We start from the raw sequence: 26,038 nt of genomic DNA on the forward strand, positions 1-26,038 counted from the left end.
AAATAGGGGCCGCCATGCGGCCCCACACACCGGGCTGTTACTTCTTCGCCGCCCAGGCGTTGAAGCGTTGCTCCAGTTGCTCGCTGTTGTCGGCCCAGAAGGCCACGTCGATCTGCACCTGGTTGGCAATGTTCTCAGGCGTGGTCGGCATGTCCTTCTTCACGTCGTCCGACAACAGGCTCACGGCTTTCGAGTTGGCCGGGCCATAGGCGATGTTCTCGGAGTAGGTCTTCTGCTGCTCCGGCTGCACGCTGAAGGCGATGAATTTCTTCGCCTCGTCGGCATCCTTGGCGCCTTTCGGGATGGCCCAGGCGTCGAAGTCGTAGATGCCGCCGTTCCACACCACCTTGAGGTTGCTCTCTTTCTGCACTGCGGCGATGCGACCGTTGTAGGCCGAGCTCATGACCACGTCACCGGATGCCAGGTACTGCGGCGGCTGGGCGCCGGCTTCCCACCACTGGATGCTTGGCTTGAGTTCGTCGAGCTTCTTGAACGCGCGGTCCACGCCCTCTTTGGTGCCCAGCACCTGGTAGACGTCCTTCGGCGCGACACCATCGGCCATCAGGGCGAATTCCAGGGTGTACTTGGCGCCCTTGCGCAGGCCGCGCTTGCCGGGGAATTTCTTGGTGTCCCAGAAGTCCGCCCAGCTGGTGGGTGCGGTCTTCAGCTTGTCGGCGTTGTAGGCCAGCACGGTCGACCACACGAAGAAGCCCACGCCACAGGGCTGGATGGCACCTGGTACGTAGTCGGCTTCGTTGCCGAACAGGGCTGGGTCGAGTTCTTCGAACATGCCCTCATCACAGCCGCGGGCCAGCTCTGGCGATTCCACTTCCACCAGGTTCCACGACACACTCTTGGTGTCGACCATGGCTTTGACCTTGGCCATCTCGCCGTTGTATTCGCCAGCGACGATCTTGCCCTTGCCGGCCTTTTCCCACGGTTCGTAGAACGCCTTGACCTGGGCCGCCTTGTTGGCACCACCGAACGACACCACGGTCAGGTCTGCGGCCATGGCCTGGCCAGCGGCGAACAGCCCCAGGGCCAGGGCGGTCAGTTTCAACTGCTTGCGCATTATTATTCTCTCCACAGTACAGGGTTGGTGAAGCAATCCATCAATGGGCTTCGGCAATCGGATCGAGCGCGCGGGCGTGCTCCACCTCCCAGCCCAGCGGTACTACATCGCCCACGGCCAGGGCCGGGTCGAGCTCGGCAATGGGCTGCTTCACGAAGAAGTCGCCCTTGCCACAAACTTCCAGGCGCACCCGTACGTGGTCGCCCAGGTAGATGAATTCGGCCACCCGCCCAGAGAAGCGGTTCACGCAGCGCTCGCTGTGGCCATTCAGGCGCACACGCTCCGGGCGGATCGACAGGGTCACCGGCTCGCCGGCCTGGCCGACATTCACTGCCAGCGCCTCGACCCGTTCGCCACGCGCCAGCTGCACCTGGCAGCGTTTGCCATCGCTGGCCAGCAAGGTGCCATTGATACGGTTGTTCTCGCCGATGAAGTTGGCGACGAAGGTGTTGCAGGGCTCTTCGTACAAGGTGCGCGGGTCGGCGATCTGCTGGATCTCGCCCTGGTGGAACACTGCCACGCGGTCAGACATGGTCAGCGCTTCGCCCTGGTCGTGGGTCACGTACACCACGGTTACGCCCAGGCGCTGGTGGATGTGCTTGATCTCCATCTGCATGTGCTCACGCAGCTGTTTGTCGAGCGCACCCAGCGGTTCGTCCATCAGCACCAGCTGTGGCTCGAACACTAGGGCACGGGCCAGGGCCACACGCTGCTGCTGGCCGCCGGACAGCTGGCCGGGGTAGCGCTTGGCGAAGGCATCGAGCTGGACCATGTTCAGCACGCGCTTGACCCGCTCGCTGATGTCGGTCTTGCTCAGGTTGCGCACGGTCAGCGGGAACGCCAGGTTCTCGGCCACGGTCATGTGCGGGAACAGCGCGTAGTTCTGGAACACCATGCCGATGTCGCGCTTGTGCGGCGGCACGTTGTTGATCGAACGCCCAGCCAGCTGGATTTCACCGGCGGTGGGAGTTTCGAAGCCGGCCAGCATCATCAGGCTGGTGGTCTTGCCCGAGCCGGACGGGCCGAGCAGGGTGAGGAATTCGCCCTTGCGGATATCCAGGTTGAGGTCCTTGACGATCAGCGACTCGCCGTCGTAGCTCTTCTGCACACCACGGAAGCTGACCAGCGTTTCGCTGGTTGCAGCGTTCGACTTCGCCTCGCTCATGCCTGCACCTTCTTGTTGGATGACTGCGTAGGCAGAAGAGTAGAGAAGGCGCAGGCGCGCGGAAATCGGGGGTGCTGAGAGAATGCCATCATCCGGATGGAAGATTTGTTGTAGGGATTTCCCTACAAGGATGGCGGGTTTGGAATGCTCATCCGAGCCACCCGCCAAACCTGTGGGAGCGGGCAGGCCCGCGACAGGGCAGGTTCAGCCATAGAGATCCGCAGGTCAGGCCCTTTCGCGGGCACGCCCGCTCCCACAGGGACCTCGGCAAGTTCCGAGAACAGGCATGTCGCAATCAGACCAGCTTGTGCTCCATGGCGTACTTCACCAACTCAGCCAGCGAGTTCACCTTCAGCTTCTGCATCAAGCGCGCCTTGTGCGTGCTGATGGTCTTGCTCGACAGCGCCAGCTGCTGGGCGATGTCGTTGACGTTGGCACCCTGGGCCAGGCGCTCGAAAACCGAAAACTCGCGCTCCGACAATAGCGTGTGCAACGGCCGTGACTCGGTCAGGCCCACTTCGAATACCATGCGGTCGGCCAGCGCCGGGTCGATATAGCGCCCCCCAGCAGCAACCCGGCGAATGGCGGTCAGCAGCAGCGCCGGGTCGCTGTCCTTGGTGGCGTAACCCGCCGCCCCGGCCTTCAGTGCCCGCGCCGCCATCTGCGCCTCATCGTGCATCGACAACATCAGGATCGCCGGCGCGTCATGCAATGCCCGGATCCGCGGGATCGCCTCCAGGCCATTCACGCCAGGCATCGAGATATCCAGCAATACGACTTCGCACGGCGTATGGCGCAGGGTTTCCAGCAGTTGCTCGCCGTTAGCTGCCTCCCCCGCCACCTGCATGTCCTTGGCCAGGCCAATCAACTGCTTGATGCCTTCGCGGACAATGGTGTGGTCTTCGGCCACCAGCACTCGAATCACGATCGCTCTCCTACTCCAACGGAATGGCCACGCTCAGGCTGGTGCCTTCGCCCGGTTCACTGTCCAGTGCCATGTTGCCACCCAGCATCAGCACCCGCTCACGCACGCCCACCAGGCCGAACGACGCCGGCCGGGGCTGGTCGCGGCAAAAGCCTTGCCCATCATCGCTGACGGTCATGCGCAATTGCCCGTGCTCATGCACCAGTTCGATCTCCACGCTGTGTGCCTGGGCATGCCGCATCACATTGGTCAGCGCCTCCTGCAGGATACGAAACAGCCCGGTGGCCTTGGCATCGCTCAATGCTGGCAGATTATCCGGTACTTGTACCAGGCAGGGGATCTGCGTGCGCGCCTCGAAGCGCCGCGCCTGCCACTCGATGGCCGAGGCGATGCCGGCGTCGAGGATCGGCGGGCGCAAGGCGGTGGCCACGTCGCGCACCAGCTGGAACAGCTGGGCGATCAGGCGCTTCATGCTGTCCAGGCGCTCGTTGAGGCCCGGGTCCAGTTCGGCAAAGGCCAGCTCGCACATCGACACTTCCAGCTTGAGCACGGTCAGCATCTGCCCCAGCTCATCGTGTACCTCACGGGCGATGCGGGCCTTTTCCTCCTCGCGCACGCTCTCCAGATGGGCCGACAACTCACGCAGTTGCTCCTGAGACCTGGCCAACGCCAACTCGGCCCGCTTGCCCTGGGTGATGTCCCATACCACCCCGTCCCACACCACCCGGCCATCGACCAGGCGCCGGGTACTGGCCTTGATGTCGGCCCAGCGCTGTTCACCCTGGCGGGTGAGAATACGCCCCTGCCAGGACCAGTCCTTGTCGCTGGCCAGGGCCAGGTCCTGTACCCGGTGGTAATCGGCACGGTCGTCGGGGTGCACCAGGTTGCGCAAGCCCATCTGCGGGTGCTGGATCTCGCTGGGTGCATAGCCCACCAGTGCCTCGCTGCCCTCGCTGATATAGGGGAACTCGAGGTCGCCCTCGGCCGGGTCGCGCTCCAGGCGGAACACCAGCCCCGGTACGTTGCCGGCAATACCCTTGAGCCGCGCCTCGCTTTCACGCAGGGCCGCCAGGGCGCGGTGGCGTTCGGTGACATCGGCGAGGTAGACCACCAGGTACTCGGAATCACGAAAGCGCAGGAAACTCAGCGACAGCTCCACCGGCAGCAAGCTTTGGTCGGCCCGCCGGCATTGCGTCTCGAACTGGCCGACTCCGCCTTCCCCGGTGCGCGCGCCCTTCCATAGCTCCAGCCAGCGGTCCATGGTCAGGTTGGGTTCGAAGGTGCTCAACGGCCGCTCCAGCAGCTCGCCTCCGCCGTAGCCCAGCATGCGTTCGGCGGCGTGGTTGGCATAGCGTACATGGCTGTCCCAGTTGACCCAGAGAATGCCCACCGTGCTCTGGTCGATGGCGAACTGGCTCAGGCGCAGTGCTTCCTCGCGCACCTGCCGCTCTGCCAGGTTCTCGCGCGTGGCTAGCAGGCTGCGCTCCAGCTGGCGCTGCTGTCGGCGCTGCCACACCAGGGTCGCCAGCGCGCACAGCAGCAACATGCCGGACAACAAGGCCAGGTTCTGCCAGAAACCGGTCGACTCGCTCAGGCGCGGGTACTTCGGTTGCAGCCAACGCTGGTGCAGCTGCTCCAGCTCCTTGGCTGGCAGCGCCTGCAGGCCACGCTCAAGCACATCAGCCAGCAGCGGCCAGTCGCGCCGCGAACCGATGCGTAGCAGCTGCGGCAAGCCGATGTCACCCACCACCGCCAGTTCACCGAACTCGCTTTCCCGGGAAAGCCGGCTGAGCTGGGCTTCATCCAGCACCGCGAAACTGGCCTGGCCGCCCACCACCAACTGCAACGCTTCGCGCTCGTTGGGCACCCCTTGCAGGTTGAGGTTGTTGTAGTTGGCGCGCAGGTAGTCCGCCAGCTGGCTGGGCATGCGTACCGCCACACGTTGCTCGGCTTCGAGTTTTTCCAGCTCCACGGCCATGGCCCCGGTGCGAGGCCCGACCACCAGTTGCGGCACGCGCATGTAGGGGTCGCTGAACAACCATATGCGCAGGCTGGCGGGGGTCTGGGTCAGGCCCGGGGCAAAGTCGATCTCACCCGCCTGCAGGGCATGTTCGAGGCTGGCCTGGTCAGCGAAATTGCGCCAGGTCAGGTCCAGGCGCAGCGCCTGTGCCAGGCTGCTGACCAACTCCACATTGGCCCCGTACAGCTGCTGCAGGCGCCGGTCGAACTGGGCGTAAGGCGTCTGCAGCACCAGGCCGACGCGCAGGCTGCGATGGGTGTCCAGCCATTGCTGTTGCGCAGGTTCCAGCACTATCGAGGGCTGCGCCTCGGGTTGGGCCAACGCCATCAAGGGCAGCCATAAACAGCCGATAACCAACAGGCGACGCACTCGCTTCATCTACACGCTCGTCTTGGCAAAGGCGGCCATGCGGCATGGCCGTCACGGGCAAATACTATTAGGCTGCCGGTATCATTCTGGTCTTGGGTTGATTCATGTCCACACTTTATCGCACGACGCTGGCAATGTGCTGCCTGGCCTCGTTCCTTCCACTCGGCGCCCTGGCCGCCGAGGCCGAACAACCGCCTGCTGCCAGCGAAGCCCCGGCCGCCCCAGCACCACGCCCGCCGTTGCTGGAGCGTAGCCAGGAGGACGCCCAGGCGCTCGAACGGCTGGTGCCCAAGGCCGAGCAACAGACGCTGCAAGGCGGTGCCGAAAGCTTCCTGGCACTGTGGAAACCGGCCAACGACAGCGACCCGCAAGGGGCCGTGATCATCGTGCCGGGGGCTGGCGAAACGGCCGATTGGCCAAACGCGGTTGGCCCGCTGCGGCAGAAGTTCCCCGATGTAGGCTGGCACAGCCTGAGCATCAGCCTGCCCGACCTGCTCGCCGACAGCCCACAGGCGCGGGTCGAAGCCAAGCCCGCTGCCAAGCCGGCGCCAGAACAGGGCGAAAGCGCCCCGGCCAAGGACCTGCCGGCCGATGCCAACGCCAACGTCGCCCAGGCCACCGCGGCTGATGCCGACACGGCAGAAAGCACCGATGCCGAACAGGCCAGCGAGCAAACCGACCCGGCCGATGCCGCGCGCATTTTTGCGCGGCTGGACGCCGCGGTGGCCTTCGCCCAGCAGCACAACGCCCGCAGCATCGTGTTGATCGGCCACGGCAGCGGCGCGTATTGGGCGGCCCGCTACCTGAGCGAAACGCAGCCGCCGCAGGTGCAGAAGCTGGTGATGGTGGCCGCGCAGACACCGGCGCGAGTGGAACATGACCTGGAAAGCCTGGTACCGACCTTGAGGGTGCCGACTGCCGACATCTACTACGCCACCCGTAGCGGTGACCGCAGCGCCGCCGCGCAGCGCCTGCAGGCCAGCAAGCGGCAGAAGGACAGCCAGTACCGGCAGTTGTCGCTGATTGCCATGCCCGGGAACAAGGCGGCTGAACAGGAGCAGCTGTTCCGCCGGGTACGGGGGTGGATGAGCCTGTAGGAGCGGATTTATCCGCGATGCAGCCAACGCGGTGTATGGCACCGGCTGTGCCGGTGATCGCGGCTGAAGCCGCTCCTACAAGTACCACTCGGGCCTTTACAGGCCGCGCCGCTTGCGGATCAAGGCATAGGCCTGGTGCAACTCGCGGGTGCGCTCGGTCGCTTCACGCAGTTGTGCCTCGCTCGCCCCCGTGCCCGCCAGCTTGTCTGGGTGGTGACGGCTGACCAGCCGACGATAGGCCTGCTTGACCTTGTCGCCGTCGGTATCCGCCTCGACCGCCAACAGCCGCAGCGCAGCCGCATAGGTCATGGGCGCCTCGCGCGCACCGGCTGCCCTGCGCGGCTCGTACTCCAGCGACATGGCCTGAACCTGGCGTCGGCTCAGGCCCAGTTTCTGCCCCCAGTCCAGCAGCAGTTCGCGTTCCTTGTTACCCATCTTGCCGTCGGCCCAGACCATGCGCCAACAGGCGCGCAGGGTGCCTTCCGCCGCATGTGGCTGCTGGCGGATGCGCCGCAGATGCCCGCTCAGCCGGTCCTTGCCGGCCTTGCCGCGGTTGAATGCGGCAATCGCGCGCAACCGCGCCTCTTCGGCCAGGTCCAGGCGCACCATTTCCTGACGCGCCTGCTGGATATGCTGCTCGGCCACCCGGCCATCGCACTTGGCCAGACGACCGAGCATCACGAACAGCAATTCATCGTCCGGCAAGGCCGGGCGCCCGCCCAGGCGTTCGCGCAGGTCGTCCCAGCCCTGCAAACGCAGGCGACGGTCGATGAACTGCCCGAGCAAGGCGCCGAGCAGAGCGCCGGGAATACTGGCGACGGCGAAGCCGGCACCGGCGCCAATCACCGTGCTTGGCCACCACATGTCAGGCGCGCTCGCCGATCAGGCGCTCGGCCTCGGCCAGGCGTTCGAGGGTACCGACATCCACCCAGTGCCCGCGGTAGTGTTCGCCACTGACCTGCCCCGCCGCCATGGCCTGACGCAGCAGCGGCGCCAGCTTGAAGGCACCAGGCTGGCAGCCCTCGAACAGCGCCGGGTGCAGCACCGAGAGACCGCTGAAGGTGAGCGTGCCAGGCGCATCATCGCCATCGACCACCTGTCCACCGACCAGGCGGAAGTCACCACGCCCGTGGTGGCCCGGGTTATCAACCAGTACCAGGTGCGCCAGGCCTTGCAAGGGCGCCTGCAAACGGGTGAAGTCATAGTCGGTCCAGACATCGCCGTTGACCAGCAGGAACGGCGCATCCCCCAGCAATGGCAAGGCCTTGAAGATGCCACCGCCGGTTTCCAGCGGCTCGCCTTCCGGCGAATAGCGGACGCTCAGGCCGAAACGGCTGCCATCACCCAGGTGGTCTTCGATCTGCTGACCAAGCCAGGCGTGGTTGATCACCACCTCGCTGATGCCCGCCGCGGCCAGGGCGCGCAAGTGATACTCGATCAGCGGCTGGCCCGCGACCGGGACTAACGGTTTGGGCGTATGCAGGGTCAACGGCCGCATGCGCTCGCCTTTGCCCGCTGCCAGGATCATTGCCTTCATGCACGCGCTCCGGCCTGCAACTCGGCAATCAGTTCGCCCAGCTCCGCCAATTCGGGCCGACGACCGATCACTTCTTCTATATAGGCGAAGAAACGCGGCACGTCGCCCAGGTAGCGAGGTTTGCCATCGCGGTGACAGATACGGGCGAAGATGCCGATCACCTTCAGGTGGCGCTGCACGCCCATCAGATCGCTGGCGCGCTGGAATGCCTCGAAGTCAGACTGCACCGGGATACCAGCAGCCCGCGCCTTCTGCCAGTAATCACGCAACCAGCCCTCGACCCGCGCCTGAGGCCAGCTGATGAAGGCGTCCTTGAACAGGCAGGTGATGTCATAGGTGACCGGGCCATAGACCGCGTCCTGGAAGTCCAGCACACCGGGGTTGGGGGTGCTCTGCATCAGGTTGCGCGGCATGTAGTCGCGGTGCACCAGCACCTTGGGCTGGGCCAGGGCGCTGTCGATCAGCAGCTGGCTGACCCGCTGCCAGGCGGCTTTCTGGGCATCGCTGAAGGCCAGGCCAAGCTCACGGCCCACGTACCACTCGGGGAACAGCTCGACTTCGCGGCGCAACAAGGCGTCGTCATAGCTGGGCAGCGGCGCGTCCAGCGGCAGGCGCTGGAAGGCCAGCAGGGCGTCGATGGCATCGCTGAACAGGCTGTCGGCGTTGTCGGCATTGATGATGTCGAGGTAGGTCTGGCGGCCCAGGTCGCCCAGCAGCAGGAAGCCGCGCTCGAGGTCCTGGGCATGGATCAGCGGCACATGCACGTCGGCGCTGGCCAGCAGGTGGTCAATGGCGACGAACGGTCGGCAATTCTCCTGTGGTGGTGGCGCATCCATGATCACGAAGCTGTGCCCGGCGCCCTGCCAGCGGAAGTAACGCCGGAAGCTGGCGTCGCTGCTGGCCGCGGTCAGGCTGCCGGCGGGCACTTCGCCCCAGGCGTTTTTGCGGAAAAGATCTTTGAGCTGCTCATCGAGCCAGACCGTCAGTTGTTGCAGGCGTACATCGTGTTCAGGCATTACAAGGGTCTCCGACGGCCCTAGCCGTCAAGCGGGTCATGCTTTATTATCCAGCATCTTTTTCAGACCATCGAGAGGCGTGCGGCCCCACACGCGGGCAGATGGCACGCAGGAAGCCCGGACTAATAAGATGGCATTGAAATCCCCCGCGTTTCGTAGAAAGTTTCCGTTGCTGGTAACCGGCGGTCTGCTGGCCCTGCAACCTCTGGCCACGTCTTACGTGGTGGCAGCCGAACAGTTCGACTGCCAAGTGTCCGCCTCCGGTGGTTGGGACTGCAAGCCCAAGACCCCAGTCAACAACCTGCCGCCGCGCCCGGTGCATGAGGGTGCTGCCGTCAGCACCGGCACCGAAGCCGCGAGCGAAGGCGAAACGGCGGACCGGCCGATGCTGGTCACCGAAGCCAAGGGCCGTGCCCTGAAGTCGCGCAGCGAAGACTACAGCCACCTGGACTGGGTACCGCGAGAAAAGCTCACTGCCGCGCAGCTGGCCGAAACCGGCCCGTACTGTGGTGGCGCGTACATCGAGCCAACCCGCCCGGGCATGGCCGATACCACGCCGAAGGACGAGTCGCCGACCTACATCAACGCCAAGGTGTCCAAGTACCAGCAGGAGCAGCAGATCGCTACCCTCGCCGGTGACGTGGTCATGCGCCAGGGCAGCATGCAGGCCGAGGCGGACGAGGCCAACCTTTACCAGACCGAAAACCGTGGCGAGCTCAAGGGCAACGTCAAGATCCGTGACAACGGTTCGCTGGTAGTCGGTGACCAGGCGCAGATCCAGCTCGACACCGGCGAAGCCCAGGTCGACAACGCCGAATACGTGATGCACAAGTCGCACATCCGCGGCAGCGCCCTGTACGCCAAGCGTGGCGAAAACGCCATCATCCGCCTCAAGGATGGTACCTACACCACCTGCGAGCCGGGCAGCAACGCCTGGCAGCTGAAGGGCAACAACATCACCCTGAACCCGGCCACCGGTTTCGGCACCGCGACCAACGTTACGCTGCGGGTCAAGGATTTCCCGGTGTTCTACACACCGTACATCTACTTCCCGATCGACGACCGTCGCCAGTCCGGCTTCCTGCCGCCATCGTTCAGCAGCACCAGCGACACCGGCTTCATGCTGGTCACGCCGTACTACTTCAACCTGGCGCCGAACTACGACGCCACGTTGTACCCGCGCTACATGACCAAGCGCGGCCTGCTGATGGAAGGCGAGTTCCGCTACCTGACGCCTTCCAGCGAAGGCCAGTTCGGTGGCGCGTACCTCAACGACAAGAACGACGACCGCAAAGACCAGACTGACTACAAAGAACAGCGCTGGATGACCAACTGGCAGCACAAGGGGGGCTTGAACGAGCGCCTGATGACCGAGGTGGACTACACCGACATCAGCGACCCGTTCTACTTCCAGGACCTGGAAACCGACCAGATTGGTGTTGAGTCCCAGGACTTGCTGAACCAGCAGGGCGCGTTGACCTACCGGGGTGACAGCTACACCGCGCGGTTGAACGTGCATGCCTACGAGATGGCCACCATCTCGAGGATCACCCCGTATGATCGCCTGCCGCAGATCACCTTCAACGGTAAGCTGCCGTACGAACCAGGTGGGCTCAACATCGCCTACGAAACCGAGGCAGTCCGCTTCGATCGTGACCTGAAAGACGACTTCGTATTCGACAAGGACGGCAACCCGGACTTCTCCGCCGGTGCAGCAGGCCGTCGCCTGGACCAGAACGTCAGCGGTATCGCCCGTGCCAACGGCAACCGCTTCAATGTGGCACCGTCGATCAGCCTGCCGATGGAAGCCAGCTACGGCTTCCTGACCCCCAAGCTGAAATATGCGTACACCCATTACGACCTGGATCTGGACAGCCAGGGCAAGGCCCAGGCCATCGCGCAGTCGGCCAACCCGGCGTACGGCAGCTACAACAGTTCGTTGAACCGCGATATCCCGATCTTCAGCGTGGACAGCGGGCTCTACTTCGACCGCAAGACGTCGCTGTTCGGCACCAACTACAAGCAGACCCTCGAACCGCGCATGTTCTATCTCTACGTCCCGTATGAGGACCAGAAGGACATCCCGCTGTTCGACTCGGGTGAAACCCTGTTCAGCTACGACTCGCTGTTCCGTGACAACCGCTTCAGCGGCACCGACCGCATCGGTGACGAGAACAAGCTGTCGCTGGGCGTGACCACCCGCTGGATCGAGGACAATGGCTTCGAACGCCAGAACTTCAGCATCGGCCAGGCGTACTACTTCAAGGACCGCAAGGTTCAGCTGCCGGGCATCGACTACCGCACCCGGGACGATGCCCAGTCCGACGTGTCGCCGTACGCCCTGATGTACAACTACTTCTTCAACCGCGACTGGCGCTTCAATTCGGACTTCAACTGGGACCCGGACAGCCGCAGCACCCGTTCGGGCAGCGCGATGTTCCACTACCAGCCTGAAGACAACCCGAACAAGGTGGTCAACCTCGGTTATCGCTACCGTAACGACACCATCTCCTACGACTCCGCGACCGGTACCTGGAAAGTGGGCGGTGGCGACTACGGCGTACCGGGTAGCCCGAACTACATCAAGGACTACTACAAGATCCAGCAGCATGACTTCTCGGTCATCTGGCCGATCGTTCCACAGTGGAGCGTCATCGCGCGCTGGCAGCATGACTACAACCGCAACCGCACCCTGGAAGCCATGGGCGGTTTCGAATACGACAACTGCTGCTGGAAGCTGCGTCTGATCAACCGTTACTGGATGGACTACGACGACTTCAGCCAGGCGCTTCCGACGAACGAAAAAGGCGACCATGGCATCTTCCTTCAGATCGTCCTGAAGGGTCTCGGTGGTGTAGTCGGCAACAAGGTCGAGTCTTTCCTCGACCAAGGCATTCAAGGTTACCGTGAACGTGAAGACCAAGCTTATTGATCGACTGCGCCCAGCGTTGCTGGGCGTTGCATTGCTGAGTGGCGCGGTGCATGCCGCGGTGCAACCTCTTGATCGCGTAGTGGCCATCGTCGACAACGACGTGGTCATGCAGAGCCAGCTGGACCAGCGCATCCACGAAGTGCAGCAGACCATCGCCAAACGTGGCGGCGGCGTGCCGCCGACGGGTGCCCTGGAGCAGCAGGTGCTGGAGCGCCTGATCGTCGAGAACCTGCAGCTGCAGATCGGCGAACGCTCCGGCATCCGCATCACCGACGAAGAGCTGAACCAGGCCATCGGCACCATTGCCCAGCGCAATGGCATGTCGCTGGACCAGTTCCGCGCGGCCCTGGCCCGTGACGGCCTGTCGTTCGACGACGCCCGCGAGCAGGTCAAGCGCGAGATGATCATCAGCCGCGTGCGCCAGCGCCGCGTGGCCGAGCGCATCCAGGTGTCCGAGCAGGAGGTGAAGAACTACCTCAACTCCGACCTCGGCAAGATGCAGATGTCGGAAGAGTACCGCCTGGCCAACATCCTCATCCCGACCCCGGAAGCGGCCAGCTCGGATGACATCCAGAAGGCTGCGCGCAAGGTCGGCGACCTGTACCAGCAACTGCGTCAGGGCGCCGACTTCGGCCAGATGGCGATTGCCAACTCGGCCAGCGAAAACGCCCTGGAAGGCGGCGAGATGGGCTGGCGCAAAGCCGGCCAGCTGCCACCGGACTTCGCCAAGATGCTCAGCAGCATGCCGGTTGGCGAAATCACCCAGCCGATCCGTATTCCCAACGGCTTTATCATCCTCAAGCTCGAGGAGAAGCGCGGCGGCAGCGAGAACGTGCTGCGTGACGAAGTGCACGTGCGCCATATCCTGATCAAGCCGAGCGAAATCCGCAGCGAGGCGGCCACCGAGCAACTGGCCGAGCGCCTGTACGAACGCATCAAGAACGGCGAAGACTTCGGCGAGCTGGCGAAGAGCTTCTCGGAAGACCCAGGCTCGGCGCTCAACGGCGGCGACCTCAACTGGGTAGACCCGAACAGCCTGGTACCGGAGTTCCGCGAGCAGATGGCCAACGCCACCCAAGGCGAAGTCACCCGTCCGTTCAAGACCCAGTACGGCTGGCATGTCCTGGAAGTGCTGGGCCGCCGCGCCACCGACAGCACCGAGCAGGCTCGCGAACAGCAGGCCCTGAGCGTACTGCGTAACCGCAAGTACGACGAAGAGCTGCAAACCTGGCTGCGCCAGATTCGCGACGAAGCCTACGTTGAAATCAAGCTGCCTGGCGCTGACCAGGCCGCCCAGTGAAGCCCCTGCGCTTCGCCGTCACCCCCGGCGAACCAGCCGGCATAGGCCCCGACCTGTGCCTGCTGCTCGCCGCAGACGCCCAGCCGCACCCCCTGATCGCCATCACCAGCCGTGACCTGCTCGCCGAGCGGGCCACGCAGTTGGGGCTGGCTGTCGACCTGTTGCCGGTAGCGCCGGGCCAATGGCCCGAGCAGCCGGCACCGGCGGGCAGCCTGTACGTCTGGGACACGCCCCTGGCGGCCCCGGTAGTGCCAGGCCAGCTGGACAAGGCCAACGCCGCGTTCGTGCTGCAAACCCTGACCCGCGCCGGGCAAGGCTGCCTGGACGGGCACTTCGCCGGGATGATCACTGCCCCGGTGCACAAGGGCGTCATCAACGAAAGCGGCATCGCCTTTTCCGGGCATACCGAATTCCTCGCCGAACTGACCCATACCGCACAGGTGGTGATGATGCTGGCCACCCACGGCCTGCGCGTGGCCCTGGTGACCACCCACCTGCCGCTGCGTGACATTGCCGCCGCCATCACTGCCGAGCGCGTCGAACGCGTGACCCGCATCCTGCATGCAGACATGCGTGACAAGTTCGGCATTGCCAACCCGCGCATCCTGGTATGCGGCCTCAACCCGCACGCGGGTGAAGGTGGCCACCTGGGCCGCGAGGAAATCGACATCATCGAGCCGACCCTGGCCCGCCTGCGCACCGAGGGCATGGACCTGCGCGGGCCGCTGCCGGCCGATACCCTGTTTACCCCCAAGTATCTGGAGCACTGCGACGCGGTGCTGGCGATGTACCACGACCAGGGCCTGCCCGTACTCAAGTACAAAGGTTTTGGCGCAGCCGTGAACGTCACCCTGGGCCTGCCGATCATCCGCACGTCGGTTGACCACGGCACCGCCCTGGACCTTGCCGGCAGCGGCAAGGTCGACACCGGCAGCCTGCGCGTCGCGCTGGACACCGCCTACCAGATGGCCGAGAACCGACCATGAACGAGCAATACCAACACCGGGCGCGCAAGCGCTTCGGCCAGAACTTCCTGCACGACGCCGGCATCATCGACCGCATCCTGCGCGCCATCAACGCCAAGGCCGGTGAACACCTGCTGGAAATCGGCCCGGGCCAGGGCGCCCTGACCGAAGGCCTGCTGGGCAGCGGCGCACAGCTGGACGTAGTGGAGCTGGACAAGGACCTGGTGCCGATCCTGCAGCACAAGTTCGCTGACCGCAGCAACTTCCGCCTGCACCAGGGCGACGCGCTGAAGTTCGATTTCAACCAGCTGGGTGTACCACCGCGCAGCCTCAAGGTAGTGGGCAACCTGCCCTACAACATCTCCACCCCGCTGATCTTCCACCTGCTCAGCCACGCCGGGCTGATCCGCGACATGCATTTCATGTTGCAGAAGGAAGTGGTCGAGCGTATGGCCGCAGGCCCAGGCGGTGGTGACTGGGGGCGGTTGTCGATCATGGTGCAGTACCACTGCCGCGTCGAACACCTGTTCAACGTCGGCCCGGGCGCCTTCAATCCGCCGCCGAAAGTGGACTCGGCGATCGTCCGCCTGGTGCCGCACGAAGTGTTGCCGCACCCCGCCAAGGATGCGCAACTGCTGGAACGCGTGGTACGCGAGGCGTTCAACCAGCGCCGCAAGACCCTGCGCAACACCATGAAGGGCCTGCTCGACAGCGCGGCCATCGAGGCAGCGGGCGTGGACGGCAGCCTGCGCCCTGAACAGCTGGACCTGGCGGCCTTCGTGCGCCTGGCTGACCAGCTGGCCGACCAGCAAGCCTGACTCCGCCTGGATCAGCCTTTTCGCGGGCACGCCCGCGAAGAGGCCGGTACCGACCATAGCTATTTCCAAGCCGCCACACCGCTGGCCCTCCCCCCGCTCAATGGCCTAGACTGCATTATTGCGTCAGTTCTCCCAAGGCCCTTGCATGTCCGACCCCCGCTATCAGATCGACGTCAGCGTCGTGACCCGCTACCTCAAAGAACAATCCGAACCTGAAAACGGTCGTTTCGCTTTCGCCTACACCATCACCGTGCAGAACAACGGCTCGCTCAAGGCCAAGCTGCTGTCGCGCCACTGGCTGATCACCAACGGTGACGGCGAAGTCGAAGAAGTGCGCGGCGCCGGCGTGGTCGGCCAACAGCCCAACATCGACCCTGGCCAGAGCCACACCTACAGCAGCGGTGCCGTGATCAGCACCCGCGTGGGCACCATGCAGGGCAGCTATCAGATGTTCGCCGAAGACGGCAAACGTTTCGATGCGCCGATCGCCCCCTTCCGCCTGGCGGTGCCCGGGGCGTTGCACTGATGGCTACCTACGCTGTCGGAGATCTGCAGGGCTGCCTGCAGCCACTCAAGTGCCTGCTCGAACGCGTCAGCTTCAACCCCGCCGTCGACCGCCTGTGGCTGGTCGGCGACCTGGTCAACCGCGGCCCCGAGTCGCTGGAAACCCTGCGCTTCTTGTATTCGATCCGCCAGTCGCTGGTGTGCGTGCTGGGTAACCATGACCTGCACCTGCTGGCCGTATGGCATAACGTCGAACGCCTGAAGAAGAGCGACACCCTGCGCGAGATCATCGAAGCGCCGGACGCCGACCAGTTGTTCGACTGGCTGCGCCAGCAAAAACTGCTGCACTACGACGAGCCGCGGGGCATTGCCCTGGTGCACGCCGGCATTCCACCGCAGTGGACCTTGGGCAAGGCCCTGGCCCTGGCCGGTGAAGTCGAAGAGGTGCTGCGCGACGACAGCCGCCTGAAGCAGTACCTGGACGGCATGTACGGCAACGAGCCGAACAAGTGGAGCAAGAACCTCTGCGGCGTCGAACGCCTGCGGGTCATCACCAACTACCTCACGCGCATGCGCTTCTGCACTGCCGAGGGCAAACTCGACCTCAAGAGCAAGGAAGGCCTGGACACCGCCCCCAAAGGCTACAAGCCCTGGTTCGCCCACAAGGAGCGCCGCTCACGCCACGTGAAGATCATCTTCGGCCACTGGGCGGCCTTGCTGGGCCAGGTTGACGAACCTGGCATCATTGCCCTGGATACTGGCTGCGTATGGGGTGGCGCCATGACCCTGTACAACGTCGACAGCGGCGAATACCACCGCTGTGACTGCGGCGACGGCGGCACCCTGCGCCAACCGGCACAACCCACTACACTCAACGACCCCACCTGAAGGAAGTAGTACCCATGAGCGAATTCAAGCGCATCCCTCCCGAGCAGGCCTTGGAGCTTCGCAAGAAAGAAGGTGCGGTCGTCGTCGATATTCGCGACCCCCAGGCTTTCGCCGCCGGCCACATTACCGGTGCCAAGCATCTGGATAACCAGTCGGTCGCCGAGTTCATTCGCAACGCCGACCTCGATGCCCCGACCCTGGTGGTGTGCTACCACGGCAATTCCAGCCAGAGCGCCGCGGCCTACCTGGTCAACCAAGGGTTCTCCGATGTCTACAGCGTCGACGGCGGCTTCGAACTGTGGCGCGCCACCTACCCGGCCGAGACCGCCCAGGGCGCTGCCGAATAATTTTTTCATCTACACTGCAGCCCGCGCACAGCGTGGGCTTGCGGCTTATCTGACGAACGGTCGGCCACAACTTCTCCGTACCTCGCCCTTGACCTTGCGGATAACCAACTATTCTTAAGCGCAGGCCATCCAGAAAAAGGGGAGAGCCGGTACACCGGCGTGCGGGTCATCGGTAGCGTTACAGGGTGTTTGGGGGGTATACAGCAATCGGCAACCCCGGTTGCGTGCCAGCATCAGCTGACTGATCCGGCGTCGTCTCAACGTATCGAGCGAGGTGACGTCATGAGTATTTTTAGCCACTTCCAACAACGTTTCGAGTCAACGCGCCAGGAAGAATTAACGCTGCAGGAGTACCTCGAGCTGTGCAAAGAGGATCGCAGTGCCTACGCATCGGCGGCCGAACGCCTGTTGCTGGCCATCGGTGAGCCAGAGCTGATCGACACCTCTACCAACTCCAGGCTGTCGCGTATCTTCTCCAACAAGGTCATCCGCCGCTATCCGGCGTTTGCCGACTTCCATGGCATGGAAGAGTGCATCGACCAGATCGTGTCGTACTTCCGCCACGCCGCCCAAGGCCTGGAAGAGAAGAAGCAGATCCTCTACCTGCTGGGCCCGGTGGGCGGCGGTAAATCGTCGCTGGCGGAAAAACTCAAGCAGTTGATGGAAAAGGTTCCGTTCTATGCCATCAAGGGCTCGCCGGTGTTCGAGTCGCCATTGGGCCTGTTCAATGCCAGCGAAGACGGGGCGATCCTCGAGGAGGAATTCGGCATCCCGCGGCGCTACCTGAATACCATCATGTCGCCCTGGGCCACCAAGCGCCTGCAGGAGTTCGGCGGCGACATCAGCAAGTTCAAGGTGGTGAAGCTGTACCCGTCGATCCTCAACCAGGTCGCCATCGCCAAGACTGAACCGGGTGACGAGAACAACCAGGACATCTCGGCCCTGGTCGGTAAGGTGGATATCCGCAAGCTCGAGGAATTCCCGCAGAACGACGCCGACGCCTACAGCTATTCGGGCGCGCTGTGCCGGGCCAACCAGGGCCTGATGGAATTCGTCGAGATGTTCAAGGCCCCGATCAAGGTCTTGCACCCGTTGCTCACCGCCACCCAGGAAGGCAACTACAACAGTACCGAAGGCCTCGGTGCCATCCCCTACTCCGGGATTCTCCTGGCCCACTCCAACGAATCGGAATGGCACACCTTCCGTAACAACAAGAACAACGAGGCGTTCATCGACCGGATCTACATCGTCAAGGTGCCGTACTGCCTGCGCGTCAGCGACGAAATCAAGATCTACGACAAGCTGCTGGTCAACAGTTCGCTGGCCAAGGCCCACTGCGCCCCGGACACGCTGAAAATGTTGGCCCAGTTCACTGTGCTTTCGCGCCTGAAAGAGCCGGAAAACTCAAACATCTACTCGAAAATGCGGGTGTACGACGGGGAAAACCTCAAGGACACCGATCCAAAGGCCAAGTCGATCCAGGAGTACCGCGATGCCGCCGGCGTCGACGAGGGCATGAACGGCCTGTCGACCCGCTTCGCGTTCAAGATCCTGTCCAAGGTGTTCAACTTCGACCCGCATGAAGTGGCTGCCAACCCGGTACACCTGCTGTACGTGCTGGAACAGCAGATCGAGCAGGAACAGTTCCCTGCCGAAGTGCGCGAGCGCTACCTGCGCTACCTCAAGGAGTACCTGGCACCGCGCTACATCGAGTTCATCGGCAAGGAAATCCAGACCGCCTACCTGGAGTCCTACAGCGAGTACGGGCAGAACATCTTCGACCGCTACGTGCTGTACGCCGACTTCTGGATCCAGGACCAGGAATACCGCGACCCGGAAACCGGCGAAATTCTCAACCGTATCGCCCTCAACGAAGAACTGGAGAAGATCGAGAAGCCGGCCGGCATCAGCAACCCGAAAGATTTCCGCAACGAGATTGTCAACTTCGTGCTGCGTGCGCGGGCCAACAACAACGGCAAGAACCCGAGCTGGCTGAGCTACGAAAAGCTGCGCGTGGTGATCGAGAAGAAAATGTTCTCCAACACCGAGGACCTGCTGCCGGTCATCAGTTTCAACGCCAAGGCCAGCAAGGAGGACCAACAGAAACACAACGACTTCGTCACGCGCATGGTGGAGCGTGGCTACACCGACAAACAGGTTCGCCTGCTGTCGGAATGGTACCTGCGGGTCAGGAAATCGCAATAAAGCGGCAAGCTACAAGCCGCAAGCTCCAGGCTGCACGGCGCCGAGCGCAAGCCCGGCGCTGCAGCCTGCAGCAGCGGTGGCTGCTCTTTCCTGCAGCCTGAAGCTTGTGGCTTGCAGCTGCTCCAGCTACCGGAGGGACCATGAGCTACGTTATCGACCGACGCCTGAACGGCAAGAACAAGAGCACGGTCAACCGCCAGCGCTTTCTGCGGCGGTACCGCGAACACATCAAGAAAGCCGTCGAAGAGGCGGTGAGCCGCCGTTCCATCATGGACATGGAACATGGCGAGCAGATCAGCATTCCGGGGCGCGACATCGACGAACCGGTGCTGCACCATGGTCGCGGCGGCAAGCAGACCATCGTGCATCCGGGCAACAAGGAGTTCACCGCTGGCGAACACATCCCCAGGCCACAAGGTGGCGGGGGTGGTAGCGGCCGTGGCAAGGCCGGCAACTCCGGCGAGGGCATGGACGACTTCGTCTTCCAGATCACCCAGGAAGAGTTCCTCGAATTCATGTTCGAGGACCTCGAACTGCCCAACCTGGTCAAACGCCACCTGACCGGTGCCGACACCTTCAAGACCGTACGCGCCGGTATCGCCAACGAAGGCAACCCGTCGCGCATCAACATCGTGCGCACCCTGCGCTCGGCGCATGCCCGGCGCATCGCCCTGACCGGCAGCAGCCGTGCCCTGCTGCGCGAGGCGCAGAAGGAACTTGCCCGGCTGAAGATCGAGGAGCCGGATAATTTCACTGATATCCAGGAAGTCGAACAGGAAATCGAACGCCTGAAGGCCCGCATCAACCGCCTGCCCTTCCTCGACACCTTCGACCTCAAGTACAACCTGCTGGTCAAGCAGCCCAACCCCAGCTCCAAGGCGGTGATGTTCTGCCTGATGGACGTGTCCGGTTCGATGACCCAGGCCACCAAGGACATCGCCAAACGCTTCTTCATCCTGCTGTATCTGTTCCTCAAGCGTAATTACGACCGCATCGAAGTGGTGTTCATCCGCCACCACACCAGCGCCCGTGAAGTCGACGAGGAAGAGTTCTTCTACTCCCGGGAAACCGGCGGCACCATCGTTTCCAGCGCGCTCAAGCTGATGCAAGAGATCATGGCCGAGCGCTACCCGGCCAGTGACTGGAACATCTACGCCGCCCAGGCCTCGGACGGCGACAACTGGAACGACGACTCGCCGATCTGCCGCGATATCCTGTCCAAGCAGATCATGCCGCATGTGCAGTACTACACTTACGTCGAGATCACCCCACGTGAGCATCAGGCGCTGTGGTACGAATACGAGCGCATCGGCGAAGCCTTCCCCGACACGTTCGCCCAGCAGCAGTTGGTATCGGCCGGCGATATCTACCCGGTCTTCCGTGAACTCTTCCAGCGCAGGTTAGCCACATGACCGCCAGAGCACAGAGACGCCAACCCATCTCCACCGGGTCCGAGTGGACGTTCGAACTGATCCAGACCTACGACCGGGAAATCAGCCGCCTGGCCGAGCGTTACGCCCTGGACACCTACCCCAACCAGATCGAGGTGATTACCGCCGAGCAGATGATGGATGCCTACGCCTCGGTCGGCATGCCGCTGGGCTACCACCATTGGTCCTATGGCAAACAGTTCCTCAGCACGGAAAAGTCCTATAGCCGTGGCCAGATGGGCCTGGCCTACGAAATCGTCATCAACTCCGACCCATGCATCGCCTACCTGATGGAAGAAAACACCATGTGCATGCAGGCACTGGTGATCGCCCATGCCTGCTACGGCCATAACAGCTTCTTCAAGGGCAACTACCTGTTCCGCACCTGGACCGACGCCAGCTCGATCATCGACTACCTGGTGTTCGCCAAGCAGTACATCGCCCAGTGCGAGGAACGCCACGGCATCGATGCCGTGGAGGACCTGATCGACTCCTGCCATGCGCTGATGAACTACGGCGTCGATCGCTACAAGCGACCTTACCCGATTTCCGCCGAAGAGGAACGGCGCCGGCAGAAGGAACGCGAGGAGCACCTGCAACGGCAGATCAACGACCTGTGGCGAACCATCCCGAAGAGCGCAGACAAGGGCAACGAACGCGATGATGCGCGCTTCCCCGCCGAACCGCAGGAGAACATCCTGTATTTCATCGAGAAGAACGCCCCGCTGCTGGAGCCGTGGCAACGTGAAGTGGTGCGCATCGTGCGCAAGATTGCCCAGTACTTCTACCCGCAGCGCCAGACCCAGGTGATGAACGAAGGCTGGGCGACTTTCTGGCACTACACCCTGATGAACGACCTGTACGACGAGGGGCTGATTACCGAAGGCTTCATGATGGAGTTCCTGCAGTCGCACACCAGTGTGGTGTTCCAGCCAGGCTTCGACAGCCCGTACTACAACGGCATCAACCCCTACGCGCTGGGTTTTGCGATGTACACCGACATCCGCCGCATGTGCGAAAACCCGACCGAGGAAGATCGCCGCTGGTTCCCCGACATTGCCGGCAGTGACTGGCTTTCTACCATCAAGTTCGCCATGAGCAGCTTCAAGGACGAGAGCTTCATCCTGCAATACCTGTCGCCCAAGGTGATGCGTGACCTCAAGCTGTTCAGCATCCTCGATGATGACCAGCGCGACGACCTGCTGGTGCCGGCCATCCATGACGAGGCCGGCTACCGGACCATTCGCGAGCAACTGGCAGCGCAGTACAACCTGGGCAACCGCGAACCGAACGTGCAGATCTGGAGCGTCGATCGCCGCGGCGACCGCTCGCTGACCCTGCGCCATCAGCAACACAACCGTAAACCGCTGGGCGATTCCACCGATGAAGTGCTCAAGCACCTGCACCGCCTGTGGGGCTTCGATATCCACCTGGAGACCGTGCAGGGCGACCAGGTGATGAAGACCCACCACATGCCACCGCGTGGCGAGCACGGCGAAAACGCCGACTACGGGCGCATGGACCTGGCTGTCATCCACCACCTCTGATGCTACGCCATGGCTGCCGACGGGTTATCCTGTCGGCAGTTATGGAGAGCTGCACATGCACATCTACAAAGTCGGCGGCGCCGTGCGCGACCGCTTGCTCGGCCGCCCGGTCAGCGATATCGACTGGCTGGTGGTCGGCGCCACGGCCGAGGAAATGCACGCCAAGGGCTACCGCCCGGTCGGGGCTGACTTCCCGGTATTCCTGCACCCGAAAACCGGCGAGGAATACGCCCTTGCACGCACCGAGCGCAAGAGTGGACGTGGCTACGGTGGTTTCACCTTCCATGCCAGCCCCGACGTGACGCTGGAAGAAGACCTGATTCGCCGCGACCTGACCATCAATGCAATGGCCGAGGACGAAGCAGGCGTTCTGTATGACCCCTACCACGGCAAGAGCGATCTCGATCAGCGCCTGTTACGCCACGTTTCCCCGGCATTTGCCGAAGATCCCTTGCGTGTGTTGCGGGTTGCGCGCTTCGCTGCGCGTTATGCACCGCTGGGTTTCCGGGTGGCCGAGGAAACCTTGGAGCTGATGCGCCAGATCAGTGTTTCCGGCGAGCTGCAGGCGCTGACGGCCGAACGCAGCTGGAAGGAAATCGAGCGGGCGCTGATGGAAGCACAGCCGCAGGTGTTCTTCCAGGTCCTGCAGGCCTGTGGCGCCCTGGCGGAGCTGCTGCCCGAGCTGGGAGAGCATACCCAGGCAATGCTTGCGCTGGAGCAGGCTGCGCTGCATGAGCAGGCCCTGCACGTACGCTGGGCCTGCCTGCTGCACGGGCTGGCTCCCGCTTCGATCAAAGCAGTCAACCAGCGCTTCAAGGCGCCGCGGGAATGCCAGGAGCTGGCGTTGCTGACCGGGGAGTGCCTGGCGCAAGGCAACCAGGCGCTGGCGTTGCCAGCGACGGCGTTGCTGGAGCTGTTACAGAAGTTCGATGTGTACCGGCGGCCGCAGCGGTTCGAGGACTTCCTGATTGCTTGCCAGATGATCGCACTGGGCGAGGGCAAGGCAGATTATCCACAGGCCGATTACCTGCGAGGGGCGGCAGCGGCAGCGCGGGCGGTGGATGTGAAGCCGCTGGTGCAGACTGGGTTTACTGGCCAGGCATTGGGCGAAGCAATCAAAGGTGAGCGGCTGAAAGCGCTTGAGACTTACCAGCTCGGTTGATCTCACCGGCCTCATCGCGGGCACGCCCGCTCCCACAGAACAGTGCTTTACCTGTGGGAGCGGGCGCGCCCGCGAAAGGGCCGGTACAGGCTCAAGCCGGCGTCAGCTGCAACCCACGCCACTCGAAGGCAACAGGTGCCAGTACCTGGTCAATCCGCGCTTCCTGCCACAACTGCGCCATGCGCTTGCCCACCCCCGGATGCACCAGGTCGGGCGCCAGCAGCGCCAGCGGCCAGAGCACGAAGGCGTTCTTCAGGATCTCGGCACGGGGCAGCACCAGCCCGTCGAAGGTGCCGAGCAAATCGTCATACATCAGCACATCGATATCCAGCGGCAGCCCCTTGCGGTCCGGCGCATAGCGGCCGTTGTCAGCCTCGATGAATTTCAACCGGCGGTCCAGTTCGATCAACGGCAATGCCGTCTGCCCGGTTACCACGAAGTTGATGAACGGCCCGCTCTTGATACCTACCGCCTGGCTTTCGAATGCCGGCGAACAGCGCATGCCGGTGAGGATGCCGGCCAACGCATCGAGCCCGGCGCACAAGTGCGCCTCGCGGTCGATATTGCTGCCAAGGCCCAGGTAAACCGTGCTCAGAGACATCCGCGCTCGATCTCCACGCCAACACCACCTCGGGCCGCCGGCACCGCCCCCGGCTTGGTCAGCTTCAACCGCACCCACGGGATATGGAACTCGTCCATCAACGTTGCCACCAGGCGCTCGGCAAAGGTTTCCACCAGCTCGAAGCGGGCCTGTTCGGCAAACGCCTGGATACGCGCCGACACACTGGCGTAATCCAGCGCCAGGCTCAGGTCGTCACCAGCAGCAGCCGGGCGGTTGTCCCAGGCAAAGCTCAGGTCCAGGCGCAAGCACTGGCGAATATCCCGCTCCCAGTCATAGGCACCGATGACGGTATCGACTTCCAGGCCTTCGATGAACACTCTGTCCAAGCACTTCTCTCCACAGCACGACAAGGGCGACTGGCGCCGTTAGAATCAGGGCGTCCTCGCCCGGAATAGTTAGCATGTTTTGGTTACTGGCGCTGCTCGCCTACCTGCTCGGCTCGCTGTCCTTCGCCATTGTACTCAGCCGCCTTGCGGGCAGCCCGGACCCGCGTTCCAGCGGTTCAGGCAACGCCGGCGCGACCAACATGCTACGCCTGGCAGGCCGCAAACTGGCGATCCTGACCCTGCTTGGCGACCTGTGCAAGGGCCTGTCGCCGGTATTGCTCGCCCGCCTTGCCGGGCTGGACCTGCAGGCGCAGGCCTGGGTTGGCGTGTGCGCGGTGCTGGGCCACCTGTTCCCGCTGTACTTCCGCTTCCGCGGCGGCAAGGGCGTGGCGACCGCCGCCGGCATGCTCATGGCCCTGTACTTCCCGGCCGCGCTACTGGCCATCGGCGCCTGGCTGCTGACCTTCTACCTTACCCGCACCAGCTCGCTGGCCGCGCTGATCGCCACGCCGCTGACCTTGCCCTTGCTGGCCTGGCGCGAGCCCGAGGCGCTGCTGCCGATCAGCGTGCTCACGCTGATGATCGTATGGCGCCACCGCAACAACCTGCGCGACCTGTTCGCCGGGCGCGAGCGGCATTTCTAGCCATCAGACCGGCGGCAACTGCTCCATCGGCCAGCGTGCCTGCACACTGATGGCCAGGTCCTGCTGCTGCCCGGCCAACAACCGCTGGCAGCCAGCGTAGGCGATCATTGCGCCGTTATCGGTACAGAACTGCGGGCGCGCGTAGTACACGTTGCCCTTGATGCTGGCGAGCATGTCTTCGAGGGACGCGCGCAAGGCCTTGTTGGCGCTGACGCCACCGGCGATGACCAGGCGCTTGAGGCCGGTCTGCTTCAGCGCCCGCTTGCACTTGATGGTCAGAGTCTCCACCACCGCCTGCTGGAATGCCAGGGACAGGTCGCAACGGGTTTGTTCGTTGTCGTCACCAGCATCGCGGCACTGCTGCCAGGTGTTCAGGGCGAAGGTCTTCAGGCCGCTGAAGCTGAATTCCAGGCCCGGGCGGTCGGTCATCGGCCGCGGGAACACGAAGCGCCCCGGCACACCGCGCTCGGCCAGGCGCGCGATTTCCGGGCCACCGGGGTAGTTCAGGCCGATCAGCTTGGCGGTCTTGTCGAACGCTTCGCCAGCGGCGTCGTCCAGGCTCTCGCCCAACAGCTCGTAGTGGCCGATGCCATCGACGCGCACCAGCTGGGTGTGGCCGCCCGAGACCAACAAGGCGACGAACGGAAACTCAGGCGGATTCTGCTCCAGCATGGGCGCCAGCAGATGGCCTTCCATGTGGTGCACGCCAATCGCCGGGATGTCCCAGGCAAAGGCCAGCGCCTGGGCACAGGATGCGCCCACCAGCAGGGCACCGACCAGGCCGGGGCCGGCGGTGTAGGCAATGGCGTCGATCTCGGTGGCGACGCAGCCGGCCTCGTCCAGCACCTGGCGGATGAGCGGCAACATGCGCTTGACGTGGTCACGCGAGGCAAGCTCGGGTACCACCCCGCCGAACACGCGGTGCAGGTCGATCTGGCTGAACAGGGCGTCGGCCAACAAACCGCGCTCGCTGTCATATAATGCGACGCCAGTTTCGTCGCAGGATGTTTCCAATCCCAGTACTAGCATGGGTTCGTCCCTTGTGGGGGCTGAATTCGAAGCCGCGCATGATAGTCCCCGTGTCGGATGCCGACCAGCGGTTTTCGATCAGAGGCTTTGCATTCCGGCTTGCTAAGGGTTAACATCC

23 protein-coding genes are annotated in these 26,038 nt (G+C 63.6%); 13 read left to right on the top strand and 10 right to left on the bottom strand.

Annotated elements, in window-relative coordinates:
- Nucleotides 1–37: 37 nt before the first annotated feature.
- The 4 genes from ACLEJP_RS06420 to ACLEJP_RS06435 form a co-directional block, all read right to left on the bottom strand.
- The gene (locus ACLEJP_RS06420) at nucleotides 38–1,072 is read right to left on the bottom strand and encodes an ABC transporter substrate-binding protein (protein WP_440804985.1); all 1,035 of its coding nucleotides are present in this window, start codon (nucleotides 1,070–1,072) and stop codon (nucleotides 38–40) included.
- Between the two features lie 40 nt (nucleotides 1,073–1,112).
- On the bottom strand, nucleotides 1,113–2,237 hold the full coding sequence (locus ACLEJP_RS06425; protein ID WP_170027961.1) for an ABC transporter ATP-binding protein: 1,125 nt from the start codon (nucleotides 2,235–2,237) through the stop codon (nucleotides 1,113–1,115).
- 295 nt (nucleotides 2,238–2,532) lie between these two features.
- Nucleotides 2,533–3,165, bottom strand: a complete 633-nt coding sequence (locus tag ACLEJP_RS06430; RefSeq protein WP_170034010.1) for a response regulator — start codon at nucleotides 3,163–3,165, stop codon at nucleotides 2,533–2,535.
- Between the two features lie 7 nt (nucleotides 3,166–3,172).
- On the bottom strand, nucleotides 3,173–5,560 hold the full coding sequence (locus ACLEJP_RS06435) for a PAS domain-containing sensor histidine kinase (RefSeq protein ID WP_440804987.1): 2,388 nt from the start codon (nucleotides 5,558–5,560) through the stop codon (nucleotides 3,173–3,175).
- Nucleotides 5,561–5,655: 95 nt separating this feature from the next.
- Here ACLEJP_RS06435 and ACLEJP_RS06440 point away from each other — a divergent pair, with 95 nt between their 5' ends.
- Nucleotides 5,656–6,648, top strand: coding sequence for an alpha/beta hydrolase family protein (locus ACLEJP_RS06440; RefSeq protein WP_440804988.1), 993 nt, complete (start codon nucleotides 5,656–5,658; stop codon nucleotides 6,646–6,648).
- Nucleotides 6,649–6,744: 96 nt separating this feature from the next.
- On the opposite strand, the gene ACLEJP_RS06445 is transcribed toward ACLEJP_RS06440, so the two are convergent.
- From ACLEJP_RS06445 to ACLEJP_RS06455, 3 genes are read right to left on the bottom strand one after another with little or no spacing between them, the layout of a single operon-like run.
- Nucleotides 6,745–7,512 (bottom strand): TerB family tellurite resistance protein, encoded by a 768-nt coding sequence (locus ACLEJP_RS06445; protein WP_225780143.1) that lies wholly within the window; start codon nucleotides 7,510–7,512, stop codon nucleotides 6,745–6,747.
- Nucleotide 7,513: 1 nt separating this feature from the next.
- The gene (gene murU / locus ACLEJP_RS06450) at nucleotides 7,514–8,185 is read right to left on the bottom strand and encodes an N-acetylmuramate alpha-1-phosphate uridylyltransferase MurU (RefSeq protein ID WP_440804989.1); all 672 of its coding nucleotides are present in this window, start codon (nucleotides 8,183–8,185) and stop codon (nucleotides 7,514–7,516) included.
- A complete protein-coding gene (locus ACLEJP_RS06455; RefSeq protein ID WP_440804990.1) occupies nucleotides 8,182–9,201 on the bottom strand; it encodes an aminoglycoside phosphotransferase family protein in 1,020 nt (339 codons plus the stop codon). The genes murU and ACLEJP_RS06455 overlap by 4 nt, the downstream gene beginning before the upstream one ends.
- A gap of 130 nt (nucleotides 9,202–9,331) precedes the next feature.
- Between ACLEJP_RS06455 and ACLEJP_RS06460 the strand changes: the two genes are divergently transcribed.
- The 11 genes from ACLEJP_RS06460 (at nucleotide 9,332) to ACLEJP_RS06510 (ending at nucleotide 23,299) form a co-directional block, all read left to right on the top strand.
- Nucleotides 9,332–12,133 (top strand): LPS-assembly protein LptD, encoded by a 2,802-nt coding sequence (locus ACLEJP_RS06460; RefSeq protein ID WP_440804991.1) that lies wholly within the window; start codon nucleotides 9,332–9,334, stop codon nucleotides 12,131–12,133.
- Nucleotides 12,114–13,433: a peptidylprolyl isomerase SurA gene (gene surA / locus ACLEJP_RS06465; RefSeq protein WP_289131790.1), complete on the top strand. Its 1,320-nt coding sequence runs from the start codon at nucleotides 12,114–12,116 to the stop codon at nucleotides 13,431–13,433. The genes ACLEJP_RS06460 and surA overlap by 20 nt, the downstream gene beginning before the upstream one ends.
- Complete coding sequence (gene pdxA, locus ACLEJP_RS06470; protein WP_440804992.1) at nucleotides 13,430–14,419, top strand: 4-hydroxythreonine-4-phosphate dehydrogenase PdxA; 990 nt, start codon at nucleotides 13,430–13,432, stop codon at nucleotides 14,417–14,419. The genes surA and pdxA overlap by 4 nt, the downstream gene beginning before the upstream one ends.
- A complete protein-coding gene (gene rsmA / locus ACLEJP_RS06475; protein ID WP_440804993.1) occupies nucleotides 14,416–15,216 on the top strand; it encodes a 16S rRNA (adenine(1518)-N(6)/adenine(1519)-N(6))-dimethyltransferase RsmA in 801 nt (266 codons plus the stop codon). The genes pdxA and rsmA overlap by 4 nt, the downstream gene beginning before the upstream one ends.
- 145 nt (nucleotides 15,217–15,361) lie before the next feature.
- On the top strand, nucleotides 15,362–15,742 hold the full coding sequence (apaG, locus tag ACLEJP_RS06480; protein WP_440804994.1) for a Co2+/Mg2+ efflux protein ApaG: 381 nt from the start codon (nucleotides 15,362–15,364) through the stop codon (nucleotides 15,740–15,742).
- Complete coding sequence (locus ACLEJP_RS06485; RefSeq protein WP_440804996.1) at nucleotides 15,742–16,608, top strand: symmetrical bis(5'-nucleosyl)-tetraphosphatase; 867 nt, start codon at nucleotides 15,742–15,744, stop codon at nucleotides 16,606–16,608. Before apaG ends, ACLEJP_RS06485 begins: the two co-directional genes overlap by 1 nt.
- A 14-nt stretch (nucleotides 16,609–16,622) precedes the next feature.
- Complete coding sequence (gene glpE, locus ACLEJP_RS06490; RefSeq protein ID WP_289131787.1) at nucleotides 16,623–16,955, top strand: thiosulfate sulfurtransferase GlpE; 333 nt, start codon at nucleotides 16,623–16,625, stop codon at nucleotides 16,953–16,955.
- A gap of 282 nt (nucleotides 16,956–17,237) precedes the next feature.
- Entirely contained in the window at nucleotides 17,238–19,160 is a 1,923-nt protein-coding gene (locus ACLEJP_RS06495) for a PrkA family serine protein kinase (protein ID WP_225780133.1), read from the top strand.
- Nucleotides 19,161–19,300: 140 nt separating this feature from the next.
- Entirely contained in the window at nucleotides 19,301–20,572 is a 1,272-nt protein-coding gene (locus ACLEJP_RS06500; protein WP_225780132.1) for a YeaH/YhbH family protein, read from the top strand.
- Entirely contained in the window at nucleotides 20,569–22,137 is a 1,569-nt protein-coding gene (locus tag ACLEJP_RS06505; RefSeq protein WP_225780131.1) for a SpoVR family protein, read from the top strand. Before ACLEJP_RS06500 ends, ACLEJP_RS06505 begins: the two co-directional genes overlap by 4 nt.
- Nucleotides 22,138–22,192: 55 nt before the next feature.
- Nucleotides 22,193–23,299, top strand: a complete 1,107-nt coding sequence (locus tag ACLEJP_RS06510) for a multifunctional CCA addition/repair protein (RefSeq protein WP_440804998.1) — start codon at nucleotides 22,193–22,195, stop codon at nucleotides 23,297–23,299.
- Between the two features lie 91 nt (nucleotides 23,300–23,390).
- Here ACLEJP_RS06510 and folK read toward each other — a convergent pair whose 3' ends face one another.
- Nucleotides 23,391–23,900: a 2-amino-4-hydroxy-6-hydroxymethyldihydropteridine diphosphokinase gene (gene folK / locus ACLEJP_RS06515; RefSeq protein WP_406820700.1), complete on the bottom strand. Its 510-nt coding sequence runs from the start codon at nucleotides 23,898–23,900 to the stop codon at nucleotides 23,391–23,393.
- A complete protein-coding gene (gene folB / locus ACLEJP_RS06520) occupies nucleotides 23,891–24,247 on the bottom strand; it encodes a dihydroneopterin aldolase (RefSeq protein ID WP_003255570.1) in 357 nt (118 codons plus the stop codon). Before folB ends, folK begins: the two co-directional genes overlap by 10 nt.
- A gap of 74 nt (nucleotides 24,248–24,321) precedes the next feature.
- On the opposite strand from folB, the gene plsY reads away from it, so the two are divergent.
- The gene (gene plsY, locus ACLEJP_RS06525; protein ID WP_440804999.1) at nucleotides 24,322–24,891 is read left to right on the top strand and encodes a glycerol-3-phosphate 1-O-acyltransferase PlsY; all 570 of its coding nucleotides are present in this window, start codon (nucleotides 24,322–24,324) and stop codon (nucleotides 24,889–24,891) included.
- Between the two features lie 3 nt (nucleotides 24,892–24,894).
- On the opposite strand, the gene tsaD is transcribed toward plsY, so the two are convergent.
- The gene (gene tsaD, locus ACLEJP_RS06530; protein WP_289131776.1) at nucleotides 24,895–25,920 is read right to left on the bottom strand and encodes a tRNA (adenosine(37)-N6)-threonylcarbamoyltransferase complex transferase subunit TsaD; all 1,026 of its coding nucleotides are present in this window, start codon (nucleotides 25,918–25,920) and stop codon (nucleotides 24,895–24,897) included.
- Nucleotides 25,921–26,038 lie beyond the last annotated feature (118 nt).

Source organism: Pseudomonas sp. SMV7 (assembly GCF_052041995.1).
Lineage (GTDB): Bacteria > Pseudomonadota > Gammaproteobacteria > Pseudomonadales > Pseudomonadaceae > Aquipseudomonas.